This window comes from Streptomyces sp. NPDC046349 (genome assembly GCF_055587885.1).
Window position 1 is genome coordinate 1 of sequence record NZ_JBVJFK010000026.1, and the last position, 10013, is coordinate 10013.

At 71.7% G+C, this 10013-nt stretch carries 10 protein-coding genes; 2 read left to right on the forward strand and 8 right to left on the reverse strand.

Annotated elements, in window-relative coordinates; all coding sequences use genetic code 11:
* Positions 1 to 318: 318 nt before the first annotated feature.
* The gene (locus tag ACZ6JS_RS35385; RefSeq protein ID WP_469304192.1) at positions 319 to 1326 is read right to left on the reverse strand and encodes a stage II sporulation protein M; all 1008 of its coding nucleotides are present in this window, start codon (positions 1324 to 1326) and stop codon (positions 319 to 321) included.
* Between the two features lie 109 nt (positions 1327 to 1435).
* Between ACZ6JS_RS35385 and ACZ6JS_RS35390 the strand changes: the two genes are divergently transcribed.
* On the forward strand, positions 1436 to 2377 hold the full coding sequence (locus ACZ6JS_RS35390; protein WP_469304194.1) for an RDD family protein: 942 nt from the start codon (positions 1436 to 1438) through the stop codon (positions 2375 to 2377).
* A gap of 10 nt (positions 2378 to 2387) precedes the next feature.
* Here the strand turns inward: ACZ6JS_RS35390 and ACZ6JS_RS35395 are convergent, their stop codons facing one another.
* Both ACZ6JS_RS35395 and ahcY read right to left on the reverse strand, forming a co-directional pair.
* Positions 2388 to 3008, reverse strand: a complete 621-nt coding sequence (locus ACZ6JS_RS35395) for a hypothetical protein (RefSeq protein ID WP_469304196.1) — start codon at positions 3006 to 3008, stop codon at positions 2388 to 2390.
* A 98-nt stretch (positions 3009 to 3106) separates the two neighbouring features.
* Positions 3107 to 4543, reverse strand: a complete 1437-nt coding sequence (gene ahcY / locus ACZ6JS_RS35400; protein WP_469304197.1) for an adenosylhomocysteinase — start codon at positions 4541 to 4543, stop codon at positions 3107 to 3109.
* Positions 4544 to 4856: 313 nt separating this feature from the next.
* Here ahcY and lepB point away from each other — a divergent pair, with 313 nt between their 5' ends.
* Entirely contained in the window at positions 4857 to 5543 is a 687-nt protein-coding gene (gene lepB / locus ACZ6JS_RS35405) for a signal peptidase I (RefSeq protein ID WP_469304199.1), read from the forward strand.
* Between the two features lie 78 nt (positions 5544 to 5621).
* On the opposite strand, the gene ACZ6JS_RS35410 is transcribed toward lepB, so the two are convergent.
* The 5 genes from ACZ6JS_RS35410 to ACZ6JS_RS35430 form a co-directional block, all read right to left on the reverse strand.
* Complete coding sequence (locus ACZ6JS_RS35410; protein ID WP_469304200.1) at positions 5622 to 6545, reverse strand: cation diffusion facilitator family transporter; 924 nt, start codon at positions 6543 to 6545, stop codon at positions 5622 to 5624.
* Positions 6546 to 6618: 73 nt separating this feature from the next.
* Positions 6619 to 7779, reverse strand: coding sequence for a mannose-6-phosphate isomerase, class I (manA, locus tag ACZ6JS_RS35415; RefSeq protein ID WP_469304201.1), 1161 nt, complete (start codon positions 7777 to 7779; stop codon positions 6619 to 6621).
* A gap of 39 nt (positions 7780 to 7818) precedes the next feature.
* On the reverse strand, positions 7819 to 8952 hold the full coding sequence (locus ACZ6JS_RS35420; protein WP_469304202.1) for an SIS domain-containing protein: 1134 nt from the start codon (positions 8950 to 8952) through the stop codon (positions 7819 to 7821).
* A 75-nt stretch (positions 8953 to 9027) separates the two neighbouring features.
* Positions 9028 to 9210, reverse strand: a complete 183-nt coding sequence (locus ACZ6JS_RS35425) for a Trm112 family protein (protein WP_030659888.1) — start codon at positions 9208 to 9210, stop codon at positions 9028 to 9030.
* Positions 9211 to 9452: 242 nt separating this feature from the next.
* On the reverse strand, positions 9453 to 10013 hold a 561-nt coding region (locus ACZ6JS_RS35430), incomplete at its 5' end, for a phosphohexomutase domain-containing protein (protein WP_469304203.1).

Here is a 10013-nt window from a genome sequence, read left to right on the forward strand (position 1 = left end):
CCGACTCTATCAGACTCTTTCGTGTCCGACTTCCTCGGCGCTTTCCAGGTTTTCGCTTTCGCGTTTCCCTTTCCGGCGGTTCCGACTCTATCAGAAGATTTCCACCGGATTTCTCCGGCTTCGAATTCCTGAAATGGAAAGTCGGGTGTACCCCGAGCGGATCTTGATGTCCATGTGGGGTGAGTGAGAGTTTAAACCATCGCTGCCGAACTTGTCCAGTTCGAGGCAACCGTTCGAATCTACCTCCCCGCTCGCTCCGTGTCAACGGCGCTTGCGGGACGACGAGGAGACTAGCAGCTCAGCAGGCTCGTGCGCACATCAGGCCGCTGTCGGGAGCGTTGCCGTCCGGTCCGCGGCCTCCACGTCGCCGAGTTCACCGGCGCGGGCGGCCCTGCGGCCCAGGACGAAGACGTAGAGGAGGAAGGCGGCCTCGGCGACCAGGCCGATCGTGATGCGTGCCCAGGTGGGGAGGCCGGAGGGGGTGACGAAGCCTTCGATGAGGCCGGAGACGAACAGGACCACCGCGAGGCCGATGGCCATGCCGAGGGCTGCCCGGCCCTGCTCGGCGAGGGCCGTCCGGCGGGTGCGCGGGCCGGGGTCGATGACCGTCCAGCCCAGGCGCAGACCGGTGCCCGCCGCCACGAAGACGGCCGTCAGTTCGAGCAGGCCGTGCGGGATGATCAGGCCGAGGAAGACGTCGAGCCGGCCCGCGGAGGCCATCAGGCCGAGGCCCACCCCGAGGTTGGCCATGTTCAGGAAGAGGATCCACAGCACCGGGATCCCGAGGAAGGCACCGAGGACGAGGCAGATCGCGGCCGCCTGGGCGTTGTTCGTCCAGACCTGGGCGGCGAAGGAGCCCGCCGGGTTGCTGGAGTAGTACGTCTCGTACTCGCCGCCCGGCTTCGTGAGCTCCTTCAGGTGCTCCGGGGCGGCGATGGCTCCCTGGACCTCGGGGTGCGTCGCTATCCACCAGCCGATGAGCACGCCGAGCGCCGTGGAGAGCAGCGCCGTCGGTATCCACCAGCGGCGGCTGCGGTACACCGCTGCCGGGAAGCCGACGGTGAAGAAGAGCGCGGCGTCGCGCCAGCCCGCGCGGCGGGTGCCCGTCACCGTGGCGCGGGCACGTGCGACGAGCTGGGTCAGCCGCCCGGTGAGCGTGGGGTCGGGGGCGCTGGACTGGATGAGGGAGAGGTGGGTCGAGGTGCGCTGGTAGAGCGCGACGAGTTCGTCGGCCTCCTCGCCCGTCAGCTTGCGGCCACGGCCGAGGAGCTGCTCCAGGCGGTCCCATTCCGCGCGGTGTGCCGTGACGAAGACGTCGAGATCCATCCGGTGCGCTCCCCTGCCCAGGTCCCCTGGCCGCTGCCTATTCCTAGTGTGGTCAGCTTGGCAGACTTGATGCGGTAGGGGCGGAGCAGGTCACATGAGAGGTGCTGCGGTGAGCGATCTGGTGACGGGGGACGCGGTCGTCCTGGGGCTGCGGCCGGCGAGACTGCCGAGCCGTGCGCTGGCGATCCTCCTGGACCTGGCGGTCTACGTCACCGCGTACGTGCTCATCGGGGTCGGGCTGACGTTCGCGACGGCCTCGCTGGATCCGGCCGCCCAGGCCGCCATCGCGGTGGCGAGCTTCCTGTTGCTGCTGGTCGGTGTCCCGATCGCGGTGGAAACCCTGTCCCACGGCCGCTCCCTGGGCAAGCTCGCCTGCGGGCTGCGGGTGGTGCGCGACGACGGCGGGCCGATCCGGTTCCGGCACGCCCTGGTGCGCGGTGCCCTTGGAGTCGTGGAGCTGCTGCTGACCTTCGGCACGGTCGCGGCCATCGCGTCGCTGGTGTCGGTGCGCGGGCGGCGGCTCGGAGATGTCTTCGCGGGGACCCTGGTGGTCCGGGAGCGGGTGCCGGGGGCGCGGGTCATGCCCGTGCCGGCGCCGCCGCCCTGGCTGGCCGGGCGGTTCACGCAGTTGGACCTGTCGGCCGTGCCGGACGGGCTGTGGCTGGCGATCCGCCAGTACCTGACGCGCATGAACCAGCTGGATCCGCAGGTGGGTGCGGCGATGGCGGCGCGGCTCGCGGACGATCTCGTGGCGCGCACGGGGGCGCCGCCCCCGGCGGGGGTGCCGGCCGCGGCCTACCTGATGGCCGTGGTCCACGAGCGCCAGTCGCGCGATGCCGCCCGCGCCTTCCACACGGCCCCGGCGGCCACGGGCGCTCCCGTCCCGCCGGTCGCACCCTTCCCGTCCATCCCGCCCGCCACGTCCCGCTTCGGACCGGTGCCGACTGCGGCGCCTGCCCCTTCCCCTGCCGCGTACGTCGCCCCCGCGCCCGTGGCGCCGGCCGCCCCCGCGCAGGCTCCGCGCGCCGGCGGGTTCGCTCCGCCGGCCTGAGGGCGAGGGGTCACTGCTCCTCGAAGGCCGAGGGCGGGGTCTCCAGGTGTTCCAGTTCGATGCCGGGGGCGGAGAGGACCACGTCGCCGGCGATGTGGAGGGTGTGGACCTCGCCCGTGTCCAGGGCGGTGACCCGGTACTCGTCCACCAGGAGCGGGCCGCTGTCCGTGGGGTGTTCCTCGCGGGCCACCAGTGCCCAGGCCTGGTCGACCGTACGGGGGGCCAGCACCGGGTCGGTGAGGGCGAGCAGGCGGACGCGGGTGGCGGGTGCGCCGGGGGTCGGGCGCAGCAGGCGGGCCGTGGCGATCAGGAAGGCCGGCGAGGTGCCGGTGAAGCCGGGGGCGGCGATGTTGCCCTCGGTGGCCTCGGTGCCCGTGGGGTCGGTGCGCACCCAGGTGACGCCGTCGAGGGCGGCTCCGCGGACCTGCCAGCTGGCGGCGTTGACCTCCAGGCGGATGGGTCGGCCGAGTTCGTCGATGGCGAGGTCGACGGAGCCGCGGTGGTCGCCGGCCGGGGTGGTCAGCTGTGAGACGTAGCGCCAGCCGGAGGGGCCGGGGGCGCAGTGGAAGTGCTCCTCGCCGAGGGGGGTGTGGTCGTGCGGGTCGTGGAGCGAGTATCGGCCGCGGGGCATGGTGCGCACACTTCTTCGGATGGGGGGATACGGGGCAGGCCCCCGGCACGTGTGCCGGGGGCCTGCTTCAGGTCCGTCCGCAGTTGATCAGGGGGTGATCAGTAGCGGTAGTGGTCCGGCTTGTACGGGCCCTCGACCTTGACGCCGATGTAGGCGGCCTGCTCCGGGCGGAGGGTGGTGAGCTTGACGCCGAGGGCGTCGAGGTGGAGGCGGGCGACCTTCTCGTCGAGGTGCTTGGGCAGCACGTAGACGTCGGTCGGGTACTCCTCCGGCTTGGTGAAGAGCTCGATCTGGGCCAGGGTCTGGTCCGCGAAGGAGTTCGACATGACGAAGGAGGGGTGGCCGGTCGCGTTGCCGAGGTTGAGCAGGCGGCCCTCGGAGAGCACGATCAGGACCTTGCCGTCGGGGAACGTCCAGGTGTGGACCTGCGGCTTGACCTCGTCCTTGACGATGCCCTCGACCTTGGCCAGGCCGGCCATGTCGATCTCGTTGTCGAAGTGGCCGATGTTGCCCACGATGGCCTGGTGCTTCATCTTGGCCATGTCGGCGGCCATGATGATGTCCTTGTTGCCGGTGGTGGTGATGAAGATGTCGGCGGTCTCGACGACGTCGTCCAGCGTGGCGACCTGGTAGCCGTCCATCGCCGCCTGCAGGGCGCAGATCGGGTCGATCTCGGTGACGATGACGCGCGCGCCCTGGCCGCGGAGGGACTCGGCGCAGCCCTTGCCGACGTCGCCGTAGCCGAAGACGACGGCGACCTTGCCGCCGATGAGGACGTCGGTGGCGCGGTTGATGCCGTCGATGAGGGAGTGGCGGCAGCCGTACTTGTTGTCGAACTTCGACTTGGTGACGGCGTCGTTCACGTTGATCGCCGGGAACAGCAGGGTGCCCTCGGACATCATTTCGTAGAGACGGTGCACACCGGTGGTGGTCTCCTCGGTCACGCCGCGGATCTCGGACGCGAGCTGGGTCCACTTCTGCGGGTTCTCGCCGAGGGTGCGGTTGAGGAGCGTGAGGATGTACGCGTACTCCTCGGAGTCCGCGGTGGAGGGGTCCGGGGCCTCTCCGGCCTTCTCGAACTCGACGCCCTTGTGGACGAGGAGGGTGGCGTCACCACCGTCGTCGAGGATCATGTTCGGGCCGCCGGTGGGGGTGTTCGGCCAGGTCAGCGCCTGCTCCGTGCACCACCAGTACTCCTCCAGCGTCTCGCCCTTCCAGGCGAAGACCGGTACGCCCTGCGGGTTCTCCGGGGTGCCGTTCGGGCCCACCGCGATGGCGGCGGCAGCGTGATCCTGGGTGGAGAAGATGTTGCAGGAGGCCCAGCGGACGTCGGCGCCGAGGGCGACGAGGGTCTCGATGAGCACGGCCGTCTGCACGGTCATGTGCAGCGAGCCGGTGATGCGGGCGCCGGCGAGGGGCTGGGCCTCCGCGTACTCGCGGCGGATCGACATCAGACCCGGCATCTCGTGCTCCGCCAGGGTGATCTCCTTGCGGCCGAAGGCGGCGAGGGAGAGGTCTGCGACCTTGAAGTCCATGGGTGCTGCTCCTCATGGTTCGAGAGGTGGGTACGGCTGGTCCGTGCGCCGTCCTGGGGACGGGACACCGAGCACAGTCCGTCGGGGGTCCTCTCTCCCCTCGGCCGGTCGCAGGGACCGCCCGACCCGCCATCAGCAGCGACGCCTGACACTGCCCACGAATCTACACCGATCGGCGGCGGCGGCCCCAGTCGGACGAAGAACTGGCGGGGTTCGGGTTTCCGGCCGTCCGGCGGAACCCCCGCCCGCTGCGGTTTTTCGGCCAGACCATAGTCTTCCGGCCATTCGCACTGGTGGGAGGGGTTGGGGATTCATGGCACGCAGGCCTGGACGACGTCGGGGGATCTGGGGGATCGCCCTGCTGGTGCTCGGCGTCGCGTTGGCCGTCGGACCACTGGTCTACATGTTCGGCCGGTTCGCCCCGGTGAAGCAGTTCAGCGAGAACATGCTGCCCACGCTCCCCGTGGGGGACGTGCTCGCGATGGAGAAGGATCCGGGAGAGGTCCGGCACGGTGACGTGATCACCTACGACCCGGCCGAATGGGGATTCGACGGCCCGTTCATCGGACGGGTCGTGGCGTTGGGCGGGGACCACATCGCCTACGCGGCGGGCGACGCGACGCTGACCCTCAACGGGAAGCCGCTCGACGAGCCGTACGTGCGCGACGGCGACGCCGGGGCGGGCGGGGTGAGCTTCGCCGTCTCGGTGCCGCAGGGCCGGATGTTCGTGCTGGGCGACAACCGCGGCAATTCGGCGGACTCCCGGTTCCACCAGGAGGTCCACGCGGGAACGCTGCCGGTGTCCGCGGTGACCGGGGTCGACTCCGGGCTCGACCAGGAGGCCCCGCTGATCGCGGCCCTCGGTCTGGTCTCGTTCGCGGGTACCTGCCTCCTGCTCCCGGGACTCGGGCTGGGGATCGCCTCGCTCGTGGCGCGGCGCCGCAGGCCGGTCGAAGCGCAGGGGCCCGTCTGGGGAGTCACACGGGTGGACGCGCCGTAGGTCCCGTCCGTACGCCGAAGGCCCCCGCGGGCTGCTGCTCGCGGGGGCCTTCGGCACGTACGTGCGGGGCGTACGGGACTACTTGCCGGCTTCGGGACGGTAGATGTCCGGCTCCAGGTAGATCACGCGGGCGATCGGTACGGCCTCCCGGATGCGGGCCTCGGCGGCGTTGATCGCGTCCGCCACCGCGGTCGCGGTGTCGTTGCCCTCGACGGCGATCTTGGCGGCGACGAGGAGCTCCTCGGGTCCGAGGTGCAGGGTGCGCATGTGGATGACGCGGGTGACGACGTCCCCGTCGACGACTGCGGCCTTGATCTTCTCGACCTCTTCGGCGCCGGCGGCCTCACCGAGCAGCAGAGACTTGGTCTCCGCGGCCAGGACGATCGCGATGGCGATGAGCAGGACGCCGATGCACAGGGTGCCGATGCCGTCCCAGACGCCGTCGCCGGTCAGCAGGGCGAGGCCGACACCGCCGAGTGCGAGGACCAGGCCGACGAGCGCGCCGAGGTCTTCGAGCAGCACGACGGGCAGTTCGGGGGCCTTGGCCCGCTTCACGAACTGGGTCCACGACAGCTTGCCGCGGATCTCGTTCGACTCCTTGATCGCGGTGCGGAAGGAGAAGGACTCGGCGATGATCGCGAAGACCAGGACGCCGACCGGCCAGTACCAGGCCTCGATCGGGTGCGGGTCGTGGATCTTCTCGTAGCCCTCGTAGATGGCGAACATGCCACCGACGGTGAACAGCACGATGGAGACGAGGAAGGCGTAGATGTACCGCTCGCGCCCGTATCCGAAGGGGTGTTGCGGCGTCGCCTCCCGCTGGGCCTTCTTCCCCCCGAGGAGAAGCAGGCCCTGGTTCCCGGAGTCGGCGACCGAGTGGACGCTTTCCGCGAGCATCGACGACGAACCGCTGAAGAGGAACGCCACGAATTTGGCAACAGCGATGGCGAGGTTGGCGGCGAGAGCCGCCACGATCGCCTTGGTACCGCCCGACGCGCTCATGGGTGCAGGGTGTCCTTCCTGGGGCCAGTGACTACGGCCGCACATTGTTGCAGCCCCTGGGCCGGACGCCGCGTCAGACGACGACGGTGGCCCGGAAGGCCATGCCGTTTCCGGATAGTTCGACCTTTTCGCCCGCCGGTACGAAGGCCGAGCCGCCGGGCGAGAGCGCCAGGTCGCCGGCCTGTACGGAGCCGGCCGTGCAGAGCAGGATCTGCGGGGCGCCGTCCGGGAGGACGTGGGGGGCGCCGCCGGGTGCGAGGAGGAAGCGGGAGAGCCGGAACTCGTCGATGGGGGTCTCGTAGACCTCTTCGCCGCCGTCGCTCTCGGGCCGCATGACGCTCGGGTCGCTCGGCTCGAACCGCACGATCTTCAGCAGCTCGGGGACGTCCACGTGCTTGGGGGTGAGTCCGGCGCGCAACACGTTGTCCGAGTTGGCCAGCAGCTCGACGCCGAGGCCGTCGAAGTAGGCGTGCGGGACCCCCGCGCCGAGGAACAGCGCCTCGCCGGGCTGGAGTCGGACGTGGTTGAGCAGCATGGCCGCGAGCACGCCGGGGTCCCCCGGGTACTCGTGGGCCAGGGCGGCGTACGTGGCGTACTCGCCGCCCAGGTGTGCGGCGGCGGCAGCGGTCTCGGCGACCGTTCGGGCCATCTCCGCGCGGTCCGCGGTCAGTACGGCGGTCAGCACCTCGCGGAGCGCCGCCTCCTCGGGGTGGGCGCGCAGCAGGTCGGCGTACGGCTTCAGGGAGTCCACGCCCAGGCCTTCGAAGAGATCCGCGGACGTCTGCGGGGAGCGGAAGCCGCACAGCCCGTCGAACGTCGTGATCGCGCAGATCATCTCGGGCTTGTGGTTGGGGTCCTTGTAGTTGCGGTGCCCCGCGTCGATCGGGATGCCGCGCCGCTCCTCGTCCTCGAACCCCGCCTTCGCCTGGGCGAGGTCGGGGTGGACCTGGAGGGAGAGCGGGGCGCCGGCGGCGAGGATCTTGAAGAGGAAGGGCAGCCCGGGCCCGAACTTGGCCACGGTGGCGGCGCCGAGCTCCCCTTCGGGGTCGGCGGCGATGACCTCCGCGAGCGACCTCTCGCCGGCGCCGCGGTCGACGCGGGACGGCGCGCCCGGGTGGGCTCCCATCCACAGCTCGGCCTGGGGCTCACCGGTGGGTTCGACACCGAGGAGCGCGGGGAGGGCCGTGGTGGATCCCCAGGCGTAGGGGCGGATCGTGTTGGTGAGGCGGTCCATCGTCGTCTTCCTGGATAGATCCGGGTGCGTGCGCGAGCTTCAGCTGTGTCCCCCGGACGCCAACGCCAGGTAGGCGGTGGCGAAATCCGTGACGGCGAGCAGTTCGGCGAGCTGCTCCAGCTCGGCGCCCTCCTCCGGTTCGAGCTCGCTGATCGCCGTGTCGTGGCTGAGGGCGAGTTCGCGTGCGGCGGGGGCGGCGCTGAGACCGCCCGCCGGCCGGTCGCGGAGCAGGACGACGCGGGCGCGGAGGGCCTGGGGCTCTTCGACCCGGTCGCGGAAGAAGTCGTCGGGGTCGGCGCCGGCGGCGAAGCCACCGGCGAGCAGGACGCCGTGGGCGGGCAGTGCCTCCGGGAGCGCGGCGGCCAGTGCGGGGCGGCCGGCGAGCTCGGCGAGGGTGGCGGCGAAGCGGCGGCCGACGGGGCCGGCGCCGGTGCCCTCGCTCCAGATGAGCGGCAGTGAGTCCGCCAGCTCGGCGGCGAGGGTCTTGGCCGGGTTGGAGTAGGTGGCGATGGCGGGCCCGCAGCGTTCGGCCGTCCGGTCGAGCCGGTCGGCGACGAGCTGGAGGGTGTCGGGGGCCGCGGTGATCAGGCCGACCTTGTCGAGGAGCAGCAGCAGCGGCGTCAGCAGGGCCCACAGGGCGCCCGGGCCGGCGGCTGCGGACTCGTCGAAGTCCTGGTACGGCGCCTTGGCCATCGGTACGAGGAGCCCGTGCGCGCCGTCCACCGCCTCGCTCAGCGGTGAGCGTTCGGGCGCGACGGCGACGACGGTGCAGCCGCGCCGGTAGGCCTGCTCGGCGAGCACGGCGAGGCCTGGCTCGGCGCCGTCGGTGGTGGCCACGAGCAGCAGGTCGACGGATCCGGCCCAGCCGGGCAGGGCCCAGCGCAGTGCCCCGGAGGCGTGGGCGACCCCGGTGGGGTCGAGCCGGATCACCGGCGCGGAGGCGCCCGCGAGGGCGCCGAGCAGGTCGGCGACGCCGGTGGCGGCGGTGCCGGACCCGGCGATCAGGACCGCGCGCGGGCGGCCGTCGGGGCGCAGGGTGGCGATGCCCGCCTCGCTCGCGTGCCGGACCGCGGTACGGACTCTGGCACCGGCCTCGGCCGCGCCGCGGAGCAGGCCCCGTCGGTCGACGCGGGCGAGATCGTCCGGTGCGTCGAGGAGCGACTCGTCGAGCATGGCGGCCTCCGGCTGTCGGGTGACGGGAACCTGTCTGCGCGTGATGCGGTGCGGTGCGGGTGTGCTGCGGGTGGGTCAGGCGGGGCGGCGGGCCTCGTCCACGAGGAGGACCGGGATGCCGTCGCGGACCGGGTAGGCGAGACCGCAGTCCTGGCCGGTGCAGAGCAGCTCGGGGGTCTCGTCGGCAGACTTGTCCTCGAGGGGCGCGTGGCAGGCGGGGCAGGCGAGGATCTGCAGGAGGCCGGCTTCGAGCGGCATGGGGCGGGTTCCCTTCGGGGATGCGGGTGGGGCGTGGTCAGCGTACCCCTGGGGCTCCGCCGGTGCGGCCCGGGGCGGGGCGGGGGTGGGATCCCGGCTCCGCCGGGGCGCCGGGTCCGCTGGGCCGGGCGCGGGGGCGACCCGGCTCCGCCGCATCGGGCTCTGCCCGGCTGGGCGCCTCGCGCGCCGGCGAGGCTGGAACTGCGGGCCCGCGCCGGAGAGCGCGGGCCCGGCTCGACGCGTCAGGCGCGGATGAGCTGGAGGGCCTCGTCGCGGATCCGGGACAGGGTGTCCGCGTCACGGGCCTCGACGTTCAGCCGCAGCAGCGGCTCGGTGTTGGAGGCCCGCACGTTGAACCACCAGTGCGCGCCCGTCACCGTCAGACCGTCCAGCTCGTCCAGCGTCACACCCTCACGGCCGGCGAAGGCCTCCTTCACCGCCGCCAGCCGGCCCGCCTGGTCCGCGACCGTGGAGTTGATCTCCCCCGAACCCTCGTAACGGTCGTAGGAGGCCACCAGCTCCGACAACGGACCGTCCTGACCGCCCAGGGCCGCCAGCACGTGCAACGCCGCCAACATGCCCGTGTCCGCGTTCCAGAAATCCTTGAAGTAGTAGTGCGCCGAATGCTCACCACCGAAGATCGCACCCGTCCTCGCCATCTCCTCCTTGATGAAGGAATGACCCACCCGCGTACGGACCGGCGTGCCGCCGTTCTCCCGCACCACCTCCGGCACCGACCACGACGTGATCAGATTGTGGATCACCGTGCCCGACCCCCCGTTGCGGGCCAGCTCACGCGCCGC

What these genes read in the sequence shown, in the direction of transcription:
- ACZ6JS_RS35410 (WP_469304200.1), bottom strand. Translation starts at nt 6,545, where the DNA reads ATGAGCGCGTCGGGCGGTACCAAGGCGATCGTGGCGGCTCTCGCCGCC.
- ahcY (WP_469304197.1), bottom strand. Translation starts at nt 4,543, where the DNA reads ATGGACTTCAAGGTCGCAGACCTCTCCCTCGCCGCCTTCGGCCGCAAG.
- manA (WP_469304201.1), bottom strand. Translation starts at nt 7,779, where the DNA reads ATGGACCGCCTCACCAACACGATCCGCCCCTACGCCTGGGGATCCACC.
- ACZ6JS_RS35395 (WP_469304196.1), bottom strand. Translation starts at nt 3,008, where the DNA reads ATGCCCCGCGGCCGATACTCGCTCCACGACCCGCACGACCACACCCCC.
- ACZ6JS_RS35420 (WP_469304202.1), bottom strand. Translation starts at nt 8,952, where the DNA reads ATGCTCGACGAGTCGCTCCTCGACGCACCGGACGATCTCGCCCGCGTC.
- ACZ6JS_RS35425 (WP_030659888.1), bottom strand. Translation starts at nt 9,210, where the DNA reads ATGCCGCTCGAAGCCGGCCTCCTGCAGATCCTCGCCTGCCCCGCCTGC.
- ACZ6JS_RS35385 (WP_469304192.1), bottom strand. Translation starts at nt 1,326, where the DNA reads ATGGATCTCGACGTCTTCGTCACGGCACACCGCGCGGAATGGGACCGC.
- lepB (WP_469304199.1), top strand. Translation starts at nt 4,857, where the DNA reads ATGGCACGCAGGCCTGGACGACGTCGGGGGATCTGGGGGATCGCCCTG.